Origin of the sequence: Cellulomonas endophytica, assembly GCF_004123805.1 — a bacterium.
In the GTDB taxonomy this organism is placed as follows: Bacteria; Actinomycetota; Actinomycetes; order Actinomycetales; family Cellulomonadaceae; genus Cellulomonas; species Cellulomonas endophytica.
Window position 1 is genome coordinate 17,179 of sequence record NZ_RWJX01000021.1, and the last position, 19,215, is coordinate 36,393.

The 19,215-nt window shown below is 76.7% G+C and carries 18 protein-coding genes and 1 riboswitch; of the genes, 4 read left to right on the top strand and 14 right to left on the bottom strand.

Annotation, left to right across the window (positions count from 1 at the left end; all coding sequences use genetic code 11):
- Positions 1-111 precede the first annotated feature (111 nt).
- Genes EJA20_RS08420 through EJA20_RS08430 form a run of 3 tightly spaced genes read left to right on the top strand, consistent with a single transcriptional unit; the run spans position 112 to position 3,358 of the window.
- Positions 112-585 carry an Lrp/AsnC family transcriptional regulator gene (locus EJA20_RS08420; protein WP_129337709.1) on the top strand — a complete coding sequence of 158 codons (474 nt, stop codon included), beginning with the start codon at positions 112-114 and terminating at the stop codon, positions 583-585.
- Positions 582-1,964, top strand: a complete 1,383-nt coding sequence (locus tag EJA20_RS08425; protein ID WP_129337710.1) for an aspartate aminotransferase family protein — start codon at positions 582-584, stop codon at positions 1,962-1,964. The genes EJA20_RS08420 and EJA20_RS08425 overlap by 4 nt, the downstream gene beginning before the upstream one ends.
- The gene (locus tag EJA20_RS08430; RefSeq protein ID WP_240675224.1) at positions 1,949-3,358 is read left to right on the top strand and encodes an NAD(P)/FAD-dependent oxidoreductase; all 1,410 of its coding nucleotides are present in this window, start codon (positions 1,949-1,951) and stop codon (positions 3,356-3,358) included. The genes EJA20_RS08425 and EJA20_RS08430 overlap by 16 nt, the downstream gene beginning before the upstream one ends.
- Before the next feature lie 80 nt (positions 3,359-3,438).
- Here the strand turns inward: EJA20_RS08430 and dxr are convergent, their stop codons facing one another.
- From dxr to rpsB, 8 genes are all read right to left on the bottom strand, one after another.
- Positions 3,439-4,638, bottom strand: a complete 1,200-nt coding sequence (gene dxr, locus EJA20_RS08435; RefSeq protein WP_240675239.1) for a 1-deoxy-D-xylulose-5-phosphate reductoisomerase — start codon at positions 4,636-4,638, stop codon at positions 3,439-3,441.
- 80 nt (positions 4,639-4,718) lie between these two features.
- Positions 4,719-5,273 (bottom strand): DivIVA domain-containing protein, encoded by a 555-nt coding sequence (locus tag EJA20_RS08440; RefSeq protein ID WP_129337712.1) that lies wholly within the window; start codon positions 5,271-5,273, stop codon positions 4,719-4,721.
- The gene (gene rlmN / locus EJA20_RS08445) at positions 5,270-6,391 is read right to left on the bottom strand and encodes a dual-specificity RNA methyltransferase RlmN (protein ID WP_129337713.1); all 1,122 of its coding nucleotides are present in this window, start codon (positions 6,389-6,391) and stop codon (positions 5,270-5,272) included. Before rlmN ends, EJA20_RS08440 begins: the two co-directional genes overlap by 4 nt.
- A gap of 150 nt (positions 6,392-6,541) precedes the next feature.
- Complete coding sequence (locus EJA20_RS08450; RefSeq protein ID WP_129337714.1) at positions 6,542-7,387, bottom strand: phosphatidate cytidylyltransferase; 846 nt, start codon at positions 7,385-7,387, stop codon at positions 6,542-6,544.
- The gene (gene frr / locus EJA20_RS08455) at positions 7,387-7,944 is read right to left on the bottom strand and encodes a ribosome recycling factor (protein ID WP_129337715.1); all 558 of its coding nucleotides are present in this window, start codon (positions 7,942-7,944) and stop codon (positions 7,387-7,389) included. Before frr ends, EJA20_RS08450 begins: the two co-directional genes overlap by 1 nt.
- A gap of 146 nt (positions 7,945-8,090) precedes the next feature.
- On the bottom strand, positions 8,091-8,843 hold the full coding sequence (pyrH, locus tag EJA20_RS08460; protein ID WP_420836419.1) for a UMP kinase: 753 nt from the start codon (positions 8,841-8,843) through the stop codon (positions 8,091-8,093).
- A 142-nt stretch (positions 8,844-8,985) separates the two neighbouring features.
- Positions 8,986-9,825: a translation elongation factor Ts gene (gene tsf, locus EJA20_RS08465; RefSeq protein ID WP_129337716.1), complete on the bottom strand. Its 840-nt coding sequence runs from the start codon at positions 9,823-9,825 to the stop codon at positions 8,986-8,988.
- A 172-nt stretch (positions 9,826-9,997) separates the two neighbouring features.
- Positions 9,998-10,954: a 30S ribosomal protein S2 gene (gene rpsB, locus EJA20_RS08470; RefSeq protein WP_129337717.1), complete on the bottom strand. Its 957-nt coding sequence runs from the start codon at positions 10,952-10,954 to the stop codon at positions 9,998-10,000.
- A 474-nt stretch (positions 10,955-11,428) separates the two neighbouring features.
- Between rpsB and EJA20_RS08475 the strand changes: the two genes are divergently transcribed.
- Entirely contained in the window at positions 11,429-12,040 is a 612-nt protein-coding gene (locus EJA20_RS08475) for a M23 family metallopeptidase (RefSeq protein WP_240675225.1), read from the top strand.
- Between the two features lie 77 nt (positions 12,041-12,117).
- Here EJA20_RS08475 and EJA20_RS19730 read toward each other — a convergent pair whose 3' ends face one another.
- From EJA20_RS19730 to EJA20_RS08505, 6 genes are all read right to left on the bottom strand, one after another.
- Positions 12,118-13,050, bottom strand: a complete 933-nt coding sequence (locus EJA20_RS19730; RefSeq protein WP_164983893.1) for a CatB-related O-acetyltransferase — start codon at positions 13,048-13,050, stop codon at positions 12,118-12,120.
- Between the two features lie 178 nt (positions 13,051-13,228).
- Complete coding sequence (locus EJA20_RS08485; protein WP_205687421.1) at positions 13,229-14,173, bottom strand: FliA/WhiG family RNA polymerase sigma factor; 945 nt, start codon at positions 14,171-14,173, stop codon at positions 13,229-13,231.
- Between the two features lie 16 nt (positions 14,174-14,189).
- Positions 14,190-14,264, bottom strand: a riboswitch (cyclic di-GMP riboswitch).
- 282 nt (positions 14,265-14,546) lie between these two features.
- Positions 14,547-15,479, bottom strand: a complete 933-nt coding sequence (locus EJA20_RS08490) for a tyrosine recombinase XerC (protein WP_129337718.1) — start codon at positions 15,477-15,479, stop codon at positions 14,547-14,549.
- 140 nt (positions 15,480-15,619) lie between these two features.
- Positions 15,620-17,179, bottom strand: coding sequence for a DNA-processing protein DprA (gene dprA, locus EJA20_RS08495; protein WP_240675226.1), 1,560 nt, complete (start codon positions 17,177-17,179; stop codon positions 15,620-15,622).
- On the bottom strand, positions 17,176-18,699 hold the full coding sequence (locus EJA20_RS08500; RefSeq protein ID WP_129337719.1) for a YifB family Mg chelatase-like AAA ATPase: 1,524 nt from the start codon (positions 18,697-18,699) through the stop codon (positions 17,176-17,178). Before EJA20_RS08500 ends, dprA begins: the two co-directional genes overlap by 4 nt.
- The gene (locus EJA20_RS08505; RefSeq protein ID WP_129337720.1) at positions 18,700-19,056 is read right to left on the bottom strand and encodes a YraN family protein; all 357 of its coding nucleotides are present in this window, start codon (positions 19,054-19,056) and stop codon (positions 18,700-18,702) included.
- Positions 19,057-19,215 lie beyond the last annotated feature (159 nt).

Here is a 19,215-nt window from a genome sequence, read left to right on the forward strand (position 1 = left end):
GCACCGGATCGGGACACCGTGGGGGTCGCGGACGAGCGATCCCGTCGTCAGCGGCGCGCCGGACGACGGATCCGCTTGCCAGCGGCCGGGGCGGCAGGGGACCATCGGCGCGTGAGCAGCCGCCCCAGCCCGGCCCGACCGGTGCTCGACGACGTCTCCAAGGCGATCATCGAGCAGCTCCAGGAGGACGGGCGGCGCGCCTACGCCACGATCGGCAAGGCCGTGGGGCTGTCCGAGGCGGCGGTGCGCCAGCGCGTGCAGCGCCTCGTCGAGTCGGGGGTCGTGCAGATCGTCGCCGTGACGGACCCGCTCCAGGTCGGCTTCCCGCGCCAGGCGATGATCGGCGTCCGCTCCGACGGCGACACCGAGGAGCTCGCGGCCGCCCTGGCCGCGATCCCCGAGGTGGACTACGTCGTGGTGACCGCCGGCGGCTTCGACGTGCTGGCGGAGGTGGTGTGCGAGGACGACGACCACCTCCTGGAGGTGCTCAACCGCAAGATCCGCCCCCTCCCCGGCGTCCGCTCCACCGAGACGTTCGTCTACCTCAAGCTGCACAAGCAGCTCTACAACTGGGGGACCCGATGACCACGAGCCTCACCCCGGCCGGCACGCCCCGCGACGACGCCGCCCGCGCCCACCTGTGGGGGCACTTCACCACGGCGAGCCAGTGGAAGGACGACGTCCCCACCATCGTCCGCGGCGAGGGCTTCCACGTCTTCGACGACGCCGGCCGCCGCTACCTGGACGGCCTGGCGGGGCTCTTCGTCGTGCAGGTCGGCCACGGCCGCGCCGAGCTCGCCGAGGCCGCGCGCGTCCAGGCGGAGAAGCTGGCCTTCTTCCCCCTGTGGTCCTACGCCCACCCCCAGGCCATCGACCTCGCCGAGCGCGTCGCGCACCTGGCGCCCGAGGGCCTGGACCACGTCTTCTTCACCACGGGCGGCGGCGAGGCGGTGGAGTCCGCGTGGAAGCTGGCCAAGCAGTACTGGCGGCTGCGCGGGCGCCCCGGCAAGCACAAGGTGATCTCCCGCTCCCTGGCCTACCACGGCACCCCCGCCGGCGCGCTGTCCATCACCGGGCTGCCCGGGCTCAAGGCCGCCTACGAGCCGCTCGTGCCGGGTGCGCACAAGGTGCCCAACACGAACCAGTACCGCGCCCCGGAGCACCTGCGCGACGACCCGAAGGCCTTCGGGCGCTGGGCCGCGGACCGCATCGCCGAGGCCATCGAGTTCGAGGGGCCCGAGACGGTGGCCGCCGTGTTCCTCGAGCCCGTCCAGAACGCGGGCGGCTGCTTCCCGCCGCCCCCGGGCTACTTCGAGCGGGTGCGGGAGATCTGCGACGAGCACGACGTGCTCCTCGTCTCCGACGAGGTCATCTGCGCCTTCGGCCGCATCGGCTCCATGTTCGCCTGCGACGACTTCGGCTACGTGCCCGACATCATCACGTGCGCGAAGGGCCTGACGTCCGGGTACTCCCCGCTCGGCGCGATGATCGCCTCGGAGGAGGTGTACGAGCCCTTCGCCAACGGCGACGCGACGTTCCTGCACGGCTACACCTTCGGCGGCCACCCCGTGTCCTCGGCCGTGGCGATGGCGAACCTCGACATCTTCGAGCGCGAGGGCCTCAACGACCGCGTGAAGGAGAACGCCCCCGTCTTCCGCACGACCCTGGAGAAGCTGCTCGACCTGCCCATCGTCGGGGACGTGCGCGGGGCCGGGTACTTCTACGGGATCGAGCTCGTCAAGGACAAGACGACCCGGGAGACGTTCGACGCCGCGGAGTCCGACCACCTCCTGCGCGGCTTCCTGTCCGAGGCGCTGTTCGAGGCGGGCCTGTACTGCCGGGCCGACGACCGCGGCGACCCCGTCGTGCAGCTCGCCCCGCCGCTCACCACGGGACCGGAGCAGTTCGACGAGATGGAGCGGATCCTGCGCGAGGTGCTCACCGAGGCGTGGGCGCGCCTGTGACCCGCGGCGCGCCGGACCCCGGGCTGCGCGCGCTGTCGCTGTGGTGGGACCAGGTCGCCGACGAGGACCCGGCCGCGCTGGTCCCGCGCGACCCCCTGGACGGCGACACCACGGCGGACGTGGTGGTCGTCGGCGCCGGCCTCACGGGGCTGTGGGCGTCGTACTACCTGCTCGAGGCCGACCCGGCGCTGGAGGTGCTGCTCGTCGAGCAGGCCGTCGCCGGCTTCGGCGCGAGCGGGCGCAACGGCGGCTGGTGCTCGGCGCTCTTCCCGACGTCGGCGGCGGGCCTGGCCCGTCGGCACGGCCCGGAGGCCGCCCGGCAGCTGCGCGCGGCCATGCGCGACACCGTCGTCGAGGTGGGCGGGGTCGCGGCGGCCGAGGAGATCGGCTGCGACTTCGCCTACGGCGGCACGGTGACGCTCGCCCGGGGTGCGGCGCAGCTCGCCCGCGTGCGCGCGGCGGCCGAGGAGGACGCGCGCTGGGGCGACGAGACGCACGTGCTCGACCCGGACGGCGTGGCCGAGCACGTCCGGGCCGCCGGGGTCGTCGGCGGGTCCTGGACGCCGGACTGCGCCCGCCTCCAGCCCGCGCGGCTCGTGCACGGGCTGGCGCGGACGCTCGAGGAGCGCGGCGTGCGCATCGCGGAGGGCACCCGGGCGCTGCGCCTGTCCCCCGGCGCCGTCGTCACCGACCACGGGACGGTCCGCGCGCGCCACGTGCTGCGGGCCACGGAGGCGTGGACGCCGGGCCTGCCGGGGGCGCGCCGCGCCGTGGTGCCCGTCTACTCCCTCATGGTCGCCACCGCCCCGCTGCCGGCGCACGTGTGGGAGGAGATCGGGCTCGCGCGCGGCCAGACCTTCACGGACGCCCGCCACCTCGTCGTCTACGGCCAGCGCACCGCGGACGACCGGCTCGCGTTCGGCGGCCGTGGCGCGCCGTACCACCGGGGCTCGCGCGTCCGGCCCGGGTTCGACCGCGACCCGGGCGTGCACGCGCACCTGCGCGGGACCCTCGTCGACCTCTTCCCCGTGCTCGCGGGGGTCGAGCTCACGCACGCATGGGGCGGCCCGCTGGCGATCCCCCGGGACTGGCACGCCTCCGTGGGGCTCGACCCGGCGACGGGGCTGGGCTGGGCCGGCGGGTACGTCGGGGACGGGCTGGCGACGACGAACCTCGCCGGGCGCACCCTGGCGGACCTCGTCACGGGGACGGACTCCCCGCTCGTCCGCCTGCCGTGGGTCGGCCACCGCTCCCCCGACTGGGAGCCCGAGCCCCTGCGCTGGGCGGGCGTCACGGCGGGGCTGCGGACGGCGGCGCTCGCCGACGTCCTCGAGCGGCGGGTCGGCACGGCCGGGCCGCTGCCGGCGCTCCTGGGCCGGCTGACCGGGCACTGACGCCGCCGGGCCACGCCCCGAGGACGCCGGCCGGGGCCCCGGTGCGCGGGAGCGGCGCCGACCGGGCCGGGTCGGGCCGCTCAGGTGCGGGCGAGCACCTCGTGCGCGCGCGCCCGCGCCCAGTCCTCCGCGGCGAGCACGCGCTCGAGCGTGAGGTCGGCCGCGGCCACGCCGTCGTGCTCGTCGAGGACCCGGGACACGGTGGCCACCACGTCCCCGAACCCGATGCGACCGGCGAGGAACGCGGCGACGCACTCCTCGTTGGCGGCGTTGAGCACGGCTGGGTGCGTGGCCGAGGTCGCCAGGGCCTCCCGGGCGAGCCGGACCGCGGGGAACACGGCCTCGTCGAGGGGCTCGAACGTCCAGGACGTGGCGCGCGTCCAGTCGCAGCCCGGGACGGCGTCGGGGACGCGGTCGGGCCAGCCGAGGCCGAGCGCGATGGGCAGGCGCATGTCGGGCGGCGAGGCCTGCGCGATCGTCGAGCCGTCGACGAACTCCACCATGGAGTGCACGACGGACTGCGGGTGCACGACCACGTCGATCCGCTCGGGCGGCACGTCGAAGAGCAGGTGCGCCTCGATGAGCTCCAGGCCCTTGTTCACCAGCGTCGCCGAGTTCACCGTCACCACGGGGCCCATGGCCCAGGTCGGGTGCGCCAGCGCCTGCTCGGGCGTCACGGCCTTCACGGCGTCGGCCGTCCACCCGCGGAAGGGACCCCCGGACGCGGTGAGCACCAGGCGGCGCACCTCCCGCTCCGTCCCCGAGCGCAGGGCCTGGGCGAGTGCGGAGTGCTCGGAGTCGACGGGCACGATCTGGTCCGCCCGCGTCCGCGCCGCCCGGACGAGCGGCCCGCCGACGACGAGCGACTCCTTGTTCGCCAGGGCGAGCGTGGCGCCCGCACGCAGCGCCGCCAGCGTCGGCCCGAGGCCCACGGAGCCCGTGATGCCGTTGAGGACGACGTCGGCGGGGCGGGCGGCCAGGGTGCTCGCGGCGTCGGGCCCGGCGAGGACCTCGACGTCGGCGGCGCGCCAGCCCTCGGCCGCGGCGACGTCGGCAGGGACGGCGTCGGGGGGGAGGTCGGCCAGAGCGGCACGCATCCCGTCGGCGGCGGCGGGGTCCGCGACGGCGACCACCCCGACGCCCAGCCCGGCGGCCTGCCGCGCGACGGCGGCGACGTCACGCCCCCCGGCCGACAGCCCCACGACGCGGAAGCGGTCGGGGTTGCGGCGCACGACGTCGACGGCCTGGGTGCCGATCGAGCCCGTGCAGCCGAGCAGCACGACGGACCGTGGCGCGGCGCCGACGGAGTCCTCCGGACGGGCCCGGAGCTCCCGGCGGGCGCGTCGGCTCGCGTCGGCGCTCACTCGACGCCCAGGAGGACCTCGACGGCCCGGGCGAGGAACGCGTCGACCGGGGCCTCCGCGTAGGCGCCACGGCCGCGGCGGGCTCGGAAGGTGGCGGTGCGCAGCTCGGCGGCGGTCAGCGGGGCGCCGTCGTCGAAGTAGTCGACGAGGCGGTGGCAGAGGGCGTCGACGTCGGCGGCCTCGTAGCCCGGCGCCCGGCCCTCCGGCGGGGCGAACCGCTCGCCGTCGGGGCGGCCCAGGCGCGGGTACAGCGTGCGGGCCTGGTCCCCCAGCCGCTCCATCCAGGCGCCCTGCCCGTGCTCGGCGACGTACTCGGCGCGCGCCCGGGCGACGAAGGCGGCCTCCAGGCGGTCCAGCGCCGCGTCCACGGCGACGGGCGAGTACCCCCCGCGCACGAGCTCGAAGGCGGCGGACCGGACGTCCCGGCCGGACAACGCGCCGGCCGGCCCCGTCTCGTACACCGTGCGGGCGTGCGCGAAGAACGCGTCGACCTCGTCCGGGTCGTACCCGCGCCGCAGCCCGGTGACGGTCCGGAACATGCCGTCGCTCACACGTCCTCCTCCGCGGCGAGCTGGCCGCACGCTCCGTCGATGTCGCTGCCCCGGGTGTCCCGGACGGTCGTCGGGATCCCGTGCGCGCGCAAGCGTGCCACGAACTCCGCCTCGACCTCGGGCTCGCTCGCCGTCCACTTCGAGCCCGGCGTCGGGTTCAGCGGGATGGGGTTGCAGTGCACCCAGCCGCGGCCGCGGGCGTTGAGCTTCTCGCCCAGGAGGTCGGCGCGCCACGCGTGGTCGTTCATGTCGCGGATGAGCGCGTACTCGATGGACACGCGGCGGCCGGTCGCCTCGAAGTACCGGCGGGCGGCGTCGAGCGCCTCGTCGACGGTCCAGCGAGTGTTGATCGGCACGAGCTCGCTGCGCAGCTCGTCGTCCGGCGCGTGCAGAGACAGGGCGAGCGTCACGGGGATCCCCTCCGCCGCCATCCTGTCGATCGCCGGCACGAGGCCGACGGTGGAGACCGTGACGTTGCGGGCGGACATGCCGAGGCCGTCCGGCACCGGCGCGACGAGCCGCCGCACGGTCTCCATGACGGCCCTGTAGTTGGCCAGGGGCTCGCCCATGCCCATGAAGACGACGTTCGTGAGGCGGCCGGGGCCGCCGGCGACCTCGCCGTCCGCCAGCGAGCGCGCGGCGGCGCGGACCTGCTCCACGATCTCCGCCGTCGAGAGGTTGCGGGTGAGGCCGAGCTGGCCCGTCGCGCAGAACGGGCACGCCATGCCGCAGCCGGCCTGGCTCGAGACGCACAGGGTGTTCCGGTGCGCGTACCGCATGAGGACGGACTCGACCTTCACGCCGTCGAACAGGTGCCACAGCGTCTTGACGGTCGCGCCGGCGTCCGCGCTCAGCGTCCGCACGGGCGTCACGAGCTGCGGGAACAGCGCCTCGGCCAGCCGGTCCCGCGACGCGGCGGGCAGGTCCGTCATCTCGGAGGGGTCCGAGCTCAGGTGCGTGAAGTAGTGCGTGGCGAGCTGCTTCGCCCGGAACGGCTTCTCCCCCAGCGCCGCGACGGCCTCGCGGCGCTCCTCGGGCGTGAGGTCGACGAAGTGGCGCGGCGGCTTGCCGCGGCCCTTCGGCGGGGTCATGACGAGGGGGACGGGCGTGGGGGTCACGGCGGGCTCCGGGGGTGACGGGCGTCGGTCGGACGCCGGGTCGGCGGGTGCGCCGGGTGGGCGCGATCGGGGTGCGAGGACGGGTGCGGCGCGGTGCGGACGGTGCGGACGGGGTGGTCGGGGCTCGCCGCCTTCCGTCCGCGGCCCGCGTCAGGTCACGGGGACGAGCAGGGTGAGGACGGCCCAGGTCGTCGGCGCCGTGAGGAGCAACGAGTCGAGGCGGTCCAGTAGTCCCCCGTGGCCCGGGACGAGACGGCCCATGTCCTTGAGCTCGAGGTCGCGCTTGAGGAGCGACTCCCCGAGGTCCCCGAGCGTGCCGCTCACGACGGCGGCCAGACCGAGCACGACCCCGACGAGCGGGTGCGTCCCCAGCAGCAGCCAGCCCCCCGCGACGCCCACCGCGACCGCGAGGACGACGGACCCGCCGAGGCCCTCCCAGGTCTTCTTGGGGCTGACGGACGGGGCGAGGGGGTGGCGCCCGACGAGCACGCCCGCGGTGTACCCGCCCGTGTCGTTCGCCACCGCGAGCAGGATGAACAGCAGCACGCGCTGCGCGCCGTCGGGGGCGGCGAGCAGCAGCATCGCGAAGCCGCCGAGGAACGGCAGCCACGTGGCCGCGAACGTGGCCGCGGTGACGTCGCGCAGGGCCGCCCGGCCGCCGCCGTCGGCGAGCCGCCAGGCCGCGCACCCGGCCACGGTCGCGACGAGCGCGACGAGCAGGGCCTCGAGCCCCGCGGCGTACGCCGCGCCGAGCATCGCCAGGCACCCGACGAGGAGCGGGACCAGCGGCAGGTGGATGTCGCGGCGGCGCAGGGCCTGGGCCAGCTCCCACAGCGAGGTGCCGACGGCCGCCACGACGACGAGCGCGAAGCCCTCCTTCACCACGAAGAGGGAGACGACGACCACGACGAGCAGGCCGACCCCCACCGCGGCGGCGAGGGGCAGGTCCCGCCCCCGTCGGGACGTCGGCGCGGCGAGCGCGGGCTGGTCGATCATCAGACCTCGAGGAGCTCGGCTTCCTTGCCCTGCAGGAGCGCGTCGATGACGTCGACGTGCTTCTTCGTCAGGGACTCCAGCTCCTTCTCCGCGCGGCCGACCTCGTCCTCGCCCGCCTCGCCGTCCTTCGCCAGGCGGTCGAGCGTGTCCTTCGCGCGGCGGCGGATGCTGCGGACCGAGATCCGCGCGTCCTCGGCCTTCGACTTCGCGAGCTTGACGAACTCGCGGCGCCGCTCCGTGGTGAGCGCCGGCAGCACGACCCGGATGACCGAGCCGTCGTTCGTCGGGTTCACGCCGAGGTCGGAGTCGCGCAGCGCCTTCTCCACCGCCGTCATCGACGACTTGTCGAACGGCGAGACGAGGATCGTGCGCGCCTCGACGACGTTGAACGAGGCGAGCTGCTGCAGGGGGGTCGGGGCGCCGTAGTAGTCGACGAAGACCTTCGCGAACATCGCCGCGTTGGCGCGGCCCGTGCGGATCGCCGCGAAGTCCTCCTTGGCGACCTCGACGGCCTTGTCCATCTTCTCCTCGGCCTCGAAGAGGGTCTCGTCGATCACCGGTGCTCCTGTCGTGCGGCGCGGGGCGGCGGCGGGGGGCCGGTCGTCGGGCGCGGGCGGGTCGTGCGGGGGGTGGTGCGGCGGTGGTGCGGTGCGCGTGCGCGGCCGTGCGGGGGCGCACGGCCGGTGCCGGCGCCGTCGTCGTCCTAGACGGCGGTCACCGACGTGCCGATCTTCTCACCCTGCAGCGCGCGGGTGACGTTGCCGGGCTCCTCGAGCCCGAAGACGCGCATGCGCACGTCGTTGTCGCGGCACATGCTCAGCGCCGTGGCGTCCATGACCGCCAGGCCACGGACGAGGGCCTCCGTGTAGGTGACGTGCTCGAGCCGGACCGCGTCGGGGTCCTTGTGCGGGTCGGCCGTGTAGATGGCGTCGACGCCGTTCTTGCCCATGAGGACCTCCTGGCAGTGCACCTCGAGGGAGCGCTGCACGCACACGGTGTCCGTGGAGAAGAAGGGCATCCCGGCGCCGGCGCCGAAGATGACGACGCGGCCCTTCTCCAGGTGACGGATGGCCCGCAGCGGGATGTAGGGCTCGGCGACCTGCCCCATGGTGATGGCGGTCTGGACGCGGGTGCTGACGCCCGCCTGCTCGAGGAAGTCCTGGAGCGCCAGGCAGTTCATGACGGTGCCGAGCATGCCCATGTAGTCGGCGCGGGCCCGGTCGAGGCCGCGCTGGGACAGGTCGGCGCCCCGGAAGAAGTTGCCGCCGCCGCAGACGATGGCGACCTGCACGCCGGCGCGCACCGCGACCGCGATCTCGCCGGCGATCCGCTGGACGACGTGCGCGGCCAGGCCCACCTCGCCGCCGCCGAAGGTCTCGCCCGAGAGCTTGAGGAGCACGCGCCGCGGCACGTCCTCCTGCGCCCCCGGGGCCGGCACGGTGCCGGGGTCGGTCACGGTCGGCAGGGGTGTCGGGGCGTCCGTCACTTCGGTCCTCCGGAGGGGGTGCTGGCGGCTCGTCGGGCGGCGGGACCCCGGGAGGGGCCCGTGTGCGGCGGTGGCCCCGACCCGGGACGGGTCGGGGCCACCGCCGGCGGCGTCAGGCTCCCACGCGGAAGCGGACGAAGCCGGTGAGCGTGCCGCCGGCCTCCTTCAGCACCTGGCCGACGGACTTCTTCGGGTCACGGGCGAACGCCTGGTCGAGCAGCACGTTCTCCTTGTAGAAGCCGTTGAGGCGACCCTCGACGATCTTCGACAGCGCGGCCTCGGGCTTGCCCTCGTTGCGGGCGGTCTCCTCGGCGATCTTGCGCTCGGAGGCGACGAGGTCGGCGGGCACCTCCTCGCGCGTGAGGTACGTGGGCGAGAACGCGGCCACGTGCGTCGCGACGTCGCGGGCCACGGAGGCGCCGGCGGCGTCGGTGGCCACGAGGACGCCGACCTGGGGCGGCAGGTCCTTGTTCACCTTGTGCAGGTAGACCTCGACGTGCTCGCCCGACAGGCGGGCCAGGCGCCGGACGACGACCTTCTCGCCGAGCGTGGCGGCCGTCTCGTCGACGGTGGACTGCACCGTCGCGCCGTCGACCTCCGTGCCCAGGAGCGCCTCGGCGTCCGCGGCGCCCGTGGACACCGCGGCGGCGAGCACCTTGTCGGCGAGCGCGATGAACTGCGCGTTCTTCGCGACGAAGTCCGTCTCGGAGTTGACCTCGACGAGGACGCCCGCCTTGCCGGCGCCGTCGTCGGCGACGTGCGCGGCGACGAGGCCGTCGGAGGCCGAGCGGCCCTCGCGCTTGCCCACGCCCTTGAGGCCCTTGACGCGGATGATCTCGAGCGCCTTGGCGGAGTCGCCCTCGGCCTCCTCGAGCGCCTTCTTGACGTCGAGCATGCCGGCGCCGGTCTTCTCGCGCAGGGCCTTGATGTCGGCCAGCGAGTAGTTCGCCATCAGTCTGTTCCCGTCCTTCTCGTCGGTCGGGCCCGTCGGGGCCCGGGGTGGCACCGCGGTGCCGGGGGTGCGGCGGACGCCCGGGGACGTCCCGCCGCCGAGCGTGGCACCGGCCGGTCCGCCGCGCCCGCGCTGCGGGTGCGACGGGACCGGCCGGCGCCGTCGGTCAGGCTCAGGCCTGGGTGGGCTCCGCCGGGGCCGCGTCCACGGCCGGGGCCGCGTCCTGGCCGGGGGTGGCCGGCTCGGCGTCGACGACCGCGTCGGAGGCGTCGCCCGCCGCCGCCGTGTCGACCGCCACCTGGGCGTCCTGCGGCGCGGCCGCAGGCGTCTCGGCGGCCGGCGTGTCCGCGGCCTCCGTGCCGGCGAGCAGCTCGCGCTCCCACTCGGCGAGCGGCTCCGCGTCGGGGGCGGCCTCGCCGGAGGCGGCACGGCCACCGCCGGAGCGGCGCACGAGGCCGTCGGCCGCCGCGTCGGCGATCACGCGGGTGAGCAGCTGGACGGCGCGGATGGCGTCGTCGTTGCCCGGGATCGGGTAGTCGACCATGTCGGGGTCGCAGTTCGTGTCGAGGATCGCCACGACGGGGATGCCGAGCTTGCGCGCCTCGTCGACCGCGAGGTGCTCCTTGTTCGTGTCGACGATCCACACGGCGGAGGGCACCTTGACCATGTCGCGGATGCCGCCGAGCGTCTTCGTCAACTTGTCCTTCTCGCGACGCAGGACGAGCAGCTCCTTCTTCGTCAGCGAGGAGCCCGCGACGTCGTCGAAGTCGATCTGCTCGAGCTCCTTGAGGCGCTGGAGGCGCTTGTGCACGGTGGAGAAGTTCGTGAGCATGCCGCCGAGCCAGCGCTGGTTGACGTAGGGCATGCCCACGCGGCCGGCCTGCTCGGCGACGGGCTCCTGCGCCTGCTTCTTCGTCCCGACGAACAGGATCGAGCCGCCGTGCGCGACCGTCTGGGAGACGAAGTCGTAGGCGCGGTCGATGTACGTCAGCGACTGCTGCAGGTCGATGATGTAGATGCCGTTGCGCTCGGTGAAGATGAACCGCTTCATCTTCGGGTTCCAGCGGCGGGTCTGGTGCCCGAAGTGCACCCCGCTCTCGAGCAGCTGGCGCGTGGTCACGACGGCCATGGCACGTCCTCTCGTCGCGCACCCCGGGGGGCACGCGCTCGTGCAGGTCCGCCGGGCATCGCGCTCGCGGTGAGGACCTGCGGTCTCGGTTGTCGGTCCCGGCCGGTCGGACGGGGCCCCTGACGCCCCGAGGGCGCGACGCCGGGCGGACCCGGACCGTGTCGCGCCCACCCCGGACACGGGACCGCGGGGCGGCCGGACCAGGAGGAGGGCGTGCGAAGTCGACCGGTACGGACCGGTCGCAGGCCGATCGTACCGGACGTCGGCCTTGCGCCGGGACACGCGTGAGCCGCCCCCCGCCCAGCGCGTGACTCCGCCGCCCCCCGACCCCGGGTCCGACCGGGTCACGGCGCCGCCGTCCGGCCCCACGCTGCGGTCGTGACCACGACCGACCGCGTCCCGGCACCCGCTGCGGTGCCCCGCCCAGCGCCCGATCCGGCGCGCGATCCAGCGCCCAATCCGGTGCCCGATCCGGTGCCCGATCCGGTGCCCATCCCGGCACCACCCGCCCGTGCCACCACGAGCAGGCCGCCGCGGGCGGGACGGCTGGCCGTCGCGGGGCTGCTCGTCGCGCTCGTGCTGGCGCCCTGGGTGGTCGACGGCGTGCGCACGCCCGCCGGGGCGGCCTCCCCCGTCGCCGGGGCGGTCGGTGCCGGCGCCGCGGGCGGCGCCGCCGGCTGGCGGTCGCCGGTGGCCGGCGGGACCTCGCCGTCCGTCCTGCGCCCGTTCGACCGGCCGGCGACCCCCTACGCGGCCGGCCACCGCGGCGTCGACCTCCCGGCCGGCGTCGGCGACCCCGTCCTGGCCCCCGCGGCCGGCGTGGTGGTGTTCGCGGGGCCGGTCGCGGGTCGGGGCGTGGTGACCGTCCGCCACGCCGACGGCCTGCGCTCGAGCCTGGAGCCCGTCGCGGGCGCACCGGCGGTCGGGACGACGGTCGCCGCGGGCACGGCGGTCGGCACGCTCGCCGCGCCCGCGGGGCACTGCCCGGGCCCGTGCCTGCACTGGGGCGTGCGCGCCGGCGAGGTCTACCTCGACCCGATGGCCCTGCTGGGGCCGCTGCCACGGGTCGTGCTCCTCCCGTGGTGACCCCCCGGGTGACGCGGCGCCCGGCCGGACGTCGCGCGGGGCGACCCCGCCGGTCCGCGTCGGGGCGCCGCCGGCGGTCAGCCCAGCCGGAACCGCACCGCGCCGGCCGGGAGGGCGGCCCCGACGGTGCCGGTCCAGACGGCATAGGCGTTCGTGGTCGGGTCGAACCACCGCTCGAGCACGGGATGCTCGCCCGGTGCGACGGGCCCGCCCGGCTCCACGTGGACCGTCGTCACGGCGTCCAGCGCGTCGGGGAGGGTGTACGACTTCTCCACGTCGAACCACAGCACGCCCTGGCCGGTGCGGTCCTCCAGGTTCGTCAGCCCGCCCGCCAGGGCGTCGCGGACGGTCGCGGCGAAGGCAGCCCGGCGGGTCGCGACCTCCGCCAGCGCGGCGGTCACGTCGGCGAAGTCCACGCCGGCGAGGTCCTCCGGGTCGAGCAGCCACCACCCGCTCTCGAGCAGCGCCACGACGGTCGGCTCGTCGAAGCGGTAGCGCAGGACGCGGGCCGGGACCCCGCCGACCACGGCGTAGGGCGGGACGTCCTTCGTGACGACCGCGCCCGCGCCGAGCACCGCACCCGTGCCGACCGTCACGCCGGGCAGCACCGTCACCTTGTGCCCGATCCAGACGTCGTGGCCGATGCGCACGCGCGCGGTCGGCAGCACCTCGGTGATCTCGATCGGGTCGATGTCGTAGCCCGGCTGGTCCGGGAAGTGGCCGCGGAAGTACTGGAACGGGTGCGTGGACAGCAGGTGGGTCGGGTGCGGCTTGGCACCGATCTCGACGTTCCGGGCGATCGAGCAGAAGCTGCCGATGTCCGCGTCCGCGACCACGGAGCCGTTCCCGAGGTACGTGTACTTGCCGACCGTGCACCCGTCCTCGAGCCGCGCGGTCCCGTACAGACGGACCGGGGGCGTCAGGGCGACGTCCCGCCCCACGTGTGCCGCGCGGTCGGTGCTCCCCCGGCGCGTCGCGTTGGTCAGGGCCGGCAGCGTGGACGCACTCACCCCGGTCGCATCGGCACGCGCGGCCGCTGCCCTGAGCCGCTGCGGCACCCCGCGGACGGGACGGGACCGCCGGAGGGCGCGACCGGCCGACGGACGGAGCCGCCGGGGTGCACGAGCGAGGCCCGCCACCGGGGGGTGGCGGGCCTCGGGTCGTGCCGGGCGGTCGGGGACGCCGGGGTCAGCCCTGCTCGGCGGCGACGAGCTTCGTGCGCAGCTTGGCGACGGCGGCGGTGTGCATCTGGGAGACGCGGGACTCCGTCACGCCGAGGACGCGGCCGATCTCGGCGAGCGTCTTGTTCTCGAAGTAGTAGAGGACGACGACCATGCGCTCGCGGTCGTTGAGCTGCTCGACGGCGCGGGACAGCAGGAAGGAGGTCTCCTGCGCCTCGACCGAGCCGGCCGGGTCCTCGGCGCGGGCGTCGGCGAGGGTGTCGCCGAGGGAGGAGGAGCCGTCCTCGCCGCCCAGCAGCTCGTCGAGCGCGGCCACGTTCGTCGTCGCGAGCTGGCTGTAGGTCGAGCGGAGCTCGCCGACCTCGACGCCGAGCTCGCCGGCGACCTCGGGCATCGTCGGGGCGCGGTGCAGGCGGCCCTCGAGCTCGCCGTAGGCGCGGTCGACCGCACGGGCCTTGGAGCGGACGGAGCGCGGGACCCAGTCGAGGGAGCGCAGCTCGTCGATGATGGCGCCACGGACGCGGGCGGCGGCGTAGGACTCGAACTTCACGGAGCGGCCGAGCTCGTACTTCTCGATCGCGTCGATGAGGCCGAACATGCCGTAGGAGACCAGGTCGCCCTGCTCCACGCTGCTCGGCAGGCGCATGCCGAGGCGGCCGGCGACGGAGCTGACGAGGGGGGCGTAGTGGAGGATGAGCTGCTCGCGGCTGCGGGTGCAGCCCGTCGCCTTGAAGGCCGTCCACAGGGCGTCGACCTCGGAGACCGCGCCGGGGGCGGGCAGCTCGGCGGGGGTGCGCTGCGCGGGGACGAGGGCGGCCGGGACGGCGGCGTCGACGACCTCGGTGCGCTGCGTCGGGATCACGCCGGCCGGGGCGGTGCCGGCGGCGGACATCCGGCGGGCGAGGGCCGCGACCGGGGTGGACGCGAGAACGAGGGAGCCGTGCTGCGCCATGAGAGCGTCCTGTCTGTTCGGTAGCCCGGCTGACCTCAAGGGTCCCGTGGCTTTGCGTCCCCTCCTCGCGGAGGGTTTGCCTGTTCGCTGACGTGGAGAACGTTAGGGCACATCCGGGCCTGCGGACAAGGGGATTCGGGCGGGATTGGTCGGACGCGGGCAGATCCGGACTGCTCCACCCGTGTGACCTGCCGCTCTATCGCGACCGTGCGGTCCGCTTTCACCCGCTGCCCGCCTCAAGGAGGCGGTCGGACGCCGCCGCGGGGTGCCGGAGGACGGAGCGGTCGACCCGACGGGGACGTCCGGCGGACGGGCGGGCCGGCGGACGGGTGAGGTCACGGCGCGCGGCTGGGCGAGGCGGAGGTGCGAGGCCTCAGGCGCGCGGGTGGGCGAGGGCGTACGCGCTGCGGAGCCGCTCGGCCGAGACGTGGGTGTAGCGCTGCGTCGTCGCCAGGGAGGAGTGCCCGAGGACCTCCTGCACGGACCGCAGGTCGGACCCGCCCTCGAGGAGGTGGGTGGCCGCCGCGTGCCGCAGCCCGTGGGGTGCGACGTCGGCGACCTGGACGAGCCCTGCCGCGTCGTGGACGACGGTGCGAACCTGCCGCTGGTCCATCCGGCCACCGCGCCGGCCGAGCAGCAGCGCCGACCCCGAGCCGGCGTGCACGAGCTGCGGGCGCCCGACGTCCACCCACCGCGCCAGCGCCTCCGCGGCCGGCCGGCCGAACGGCACCACCCGCTCCTTGCCGCCCTTGCCCATGACGCGGAGCAGCCGCTGCCCGAGGTCGGCGTCCCCCACGTCGGCCGCGCACAGCTCGCCGACGCGGGTGCCGGTGCCGTAGAGCAGCTCGAGCACGGCCCAGTCCCGCAGGAGCACCGGCTCGTCCTCCGCCGCGCGGTCCCGCGCCGCGTCGAGCAGGCGTGCCACGTCCGGCGCGGGCAGCACCGTGGGCAGGGCCGCCCGGGCGCGCGCCCCGGCGAGGCGCGCCGCCGGGTCGGTGGCCGTCCGGCCCGTCCGGGTCGCCCAGGCGAAGAACGTGCGTGCGGCCGCGGTCCGCCGCGCGAGGGTGCCGCGGCTGCGCTGCGCACCCGCCATCGCGGCGAGCCAGGACCGCAGCGTGGCGAGGTCCACCTCGTCGAGAGTGGCGCGTCCGTGCCGGGCGGCGTAGGAGAGCAGGTGCTCCAGGTCCCCGCGGTACGCGCGCACGGTGTGGCGGGCCAGCCCGCGCTCGGCGTCGAGGTGCTGCACGAAGTCGGCGACGAGCGCGGCCCGGGCGGGGGCCCCGGGGACGATCGCGATGGACGGCACGGGGTCACGGTGCTCGGTGCCCCGACCGCCGGGCGGGAGGCGCGCCGCACGGCCCGCGGCGCGCCGCCCGTCCGGGTCTCAGCCCCGCCGCAGGCCGGGTCCTCGCCGGGGCGTTCCCCTCCGGCGGGTCCCCGCCGGGGTCACGGCCGTCGGAGGCGCCAGCCCGACGACGTGCGCTCGGCCGTCCCGTCGAGCTCGAGGAGCGCCAGGACGCCCTGGGCCTCCCCCGCGGTGACGCCGGCCGCGGCGGCGACCGCCGCGGGGGACCTGCCCACGCGGGTCGGCAGGGCGTCCCGCACCCGGGCGCGGACCGGGTCCTCCGGGGCACCGGGCGCGTCCGCCTCCGGCCCCCGTCCCGCTGCCCGCACCCGCTGCGCCTCGTCCGCGAGTCCCGGCGACCGGTCGCCCGGGGGCGGGGCTGAGCCGGGGTCCGGAGCCGCTGCACCGGCGCCGTGCGGGCCGAGGCCCGGACCGGGCTCCGGGTGGTCCCCGACGCCCGCCGCACCGGGCACGGCGACGGTCGCCGGACCGATGGGCCCGACGAGCTCCCGGAGGTCGTCGGCGCAGGTCACGAGGGTGGCGATCCCCTCCCGCACCAGGCGGTGGCACCCGGCGGAGGCCACCGAGGTCACCGGGCCCGGCACGACCCCGAGGGGTCGCAGCAGCCCTGCGGCGTGCCGCGCCGTGCTCAGCGCCCCCGACCGCCACGCCGCCTCCACCACCACGGTGCCCTGGGTCAGGGCCGCGATGAGCCGGTTGCGCAGCAGGAACCGGCTGCGCAGGGGCAGCGTGCCCGGGGGCGCCTCGCTCAGCAGCGCGCCGCCGGCGGCGAGGACCTCCGCGAAGAGCCGGCCGTGCGCCGCCGGGTACGACCGGTCCACGCCGCCGGCCAGGACCACCACCGTCGGTCCGCCGGCCGCGAGCGCCCCGCGGTGCGCGGCCGCGTCGATGCCGAAGGCACCGCCGGAGACGACGGCGAGCCCGCTCTCCGCGGCCCCGGACGCCAGCGTGCGGGCGACGTGCTCGCCGTAGGCCGTGGCCGCCCGCGCACCGACGAGGGCCACCGTCCGCCCGGCGGGCAGCCTGCCCCGCACCCAGAGGCAGAAGGGGGTCGCCGCCTCCAGGTCCTCGACGGGGAGCGGCCACACCGGGTCCCCGGGGACGAGCAGCTGCCCGCCCGCGGCGGTGTGCGCCTCCAGCGCCGTGGCCGCACCGGCCACGACGCCGGGCGCGCGGACCGCCCACCGCTCGAGGGCCCGCACGACGACGCGCCGGCGACGGGTCACGTCCTCCGGCGCGTCGCCGGGCAGCGGTGCGTCCAGGCCGCGGAGCTCCCCCAGCGGGCCGAGGACCCGGTCCGCGGCTGCGCCGGCGGCCACGCGCCCGGCCGCGGCGCACACCTCCTCGAGCGCCGTCGCCGGCCCGAGGGCACCGACGAGCAGGGCCGCCACCGGGTCGGCCGGCTCCGCCAGCCCCGACCACGCCGCGAGGGCCAGCCGCTCGGCGTCGGACCCGGCGACGCCACCCACGACCGCGGTCGCCGGCGCACCACCCCCGGCCGCCGCCCGGTCCGCCCACGCCCCGGCCGTCGTCCTCGCCACCCCGACCGCCACCCCGACCGTGACCCCGTCCGCCACCCCGTCCGTCAGCGCGTCCCACGAGCCGCTCCCGGGGGACGACGGCACCGCACCCGCGCTCACAGGCCGGTCCCTCGCGTCCGCAGCCACACGGCACGGCCCACGTCGCCGGCGTCCGGGGTCGTCCGTCCCGCGAGGTCCGCCAGGGTCCACGCCACGCGCACGACGCGGTCGACCCCGCGCCGGCTCAGCGTGCCGCGGTCCACGGCACGCTCGAGCTCGCGCAGCGGGGCCGCCGACGACCCCCACCGCTCGCGCAGCCAGGCGCCGGGGACCTCGCCGTTCGCCCGCCAGGGCGTGCCCCCGAGGCGCTCGCGCGCCGCGTCCCGCGCGGCCCGCACCCGGGCCGCCACAACGGCGGTCCCGTCCCCCGCCACGGCCCGGGACGGCACGGGCCCGACCTCCACCTGCAGGTCGACGCGGTCGAGAAGCGGGCCGCTCAGCTTGGTGAAGTAGCGACGGCGCTGCTCGGACCGGCACGTGCAGCCGGCGCCGGTGCCGGTCCCCCGGCCGCACGGGCACGGGTTCGCCGCCAGGACGAGCTGGAAGCGCGCCGGGTAGCGCGCGGCGCCGGCGGCGCGGTGCAGGACGAGCTCCCCGTGCTCGAGCGGCTGGCGCAGCGACTGGAGCACCGCGGGGCTGAATTCCGGCGCCTCGTCGAGGAACAGCACCCCGCGGTGGGCGCGCGACGCCGCGCCGGGCCGGGGCATCCCGGACCCGCCGCCGACGATGCTGGCCGGCGTCGCGGTGTGGTGCGGGTCCTCGTAGGGCGGGCGCCGCAGGAGGCCGCCCGCGGGGTCGAAGGTGCCGGCCACGGAGTGCACGGCCGTGACCTCCACGGCCTCCGCCTCGTCGAGGTCGGGCAGGACGCCCGGGAGCCGCTCGGCGAGCATCGTCTTGCCCACCCCCGGCGGGCCGACGAGCAGCAGGTGGTGCCCGCCCGCGGCCGCCACCTCCACCCCGAGCCGCGCCTCCTCCTGCCCCGCCACGTCGGCGAGGTCCAGGTGACGCCCGGCCGGCAGCGACGCGGCCGCCGGCGCGACGGGGTCCACGTCGGGGACCGGGAGGGCCGCGCCCCACCCGGCCGCCACCTCCGCCAGGCTCGCGGCACCGTGGACGCGGGCGCCGGGCACGAGCGCCGCCTCGGCCGCGTTCGCCGCGGGCACCACCACGTCCGGCAGGCCGGCGGCCACGGCGGCGGCGACGGCGGGCAGCACGCCCCGCACGGGCCGCAGGCGTCCGTCCAGCCCGAGCTCCCCGACGTGCAGGGCCCGTGCCGCCCGGGGGTCGGGCAGCACACCCGCGCCCGCCAGCACGGCGACCGCGACCGCGAGGTCGAAGCCCGCGCCCGACTTCGGCAGCCCGGCGGGCGAGAGGTTCACGGTGATGCGGCGGTTCGGCCAGGCGATGCCCGAGGCCGTCACCGCGGCGCGGACCCGGTCGCGCGCCTCCGACAGCGACGCGTCCGGCAGGCCCACGAGGGCGAAGGCCGGCAGGGACGGCGCCAGGAACGCCTCCACCTCGACGACGTGCGCCGCGAGGCCGACGAGCGCGACGGCGCGGGTGCGCCCCAGCCCGGTCACCTACGCCACCCCGACGAGGTGCTCGACGACGGGCTCCGCGCCCGGGTGCAGCACCACCGCCACGACGTCGACGCGGACCTCGGCCGCGTGCTCCTCGTGCTCCACGAGCCACCGGGCCAGGAGCCGGCGCAGCCGGGCCACCTTCGCGGGCGTCACCGCCTCGGCCGGCGTGCCGAAGCGCTGCGACCGGCGGGTCTTCACCTCGACCGCGACGAGCCGGTCGCCGTCGCGGGCGACCAGGTCCAGCTCCCCCGCGGCGCACCGCCAGTTGCGGTCCAGCACCGTCCACCCCGCCGCGCCCAGCCGCGCCGCCACCAGGTCCTCGCCGTAGCGCCCGACCCTGTCCTTCTCCGCCATGGGACCACCTCCACGCCGGAGCGTGCCGGGGGCGGGGGCCGGTGGGGACGCGTGCCGGCCGTTCCCGGGAGGGACCGGGTCGACCCCGGGGCTGGGGACGGCTCGGCCGGGCCAGCGGTGGGATCAGAGCGGTGGCGTGGCATCACCGCGGTGGGACCA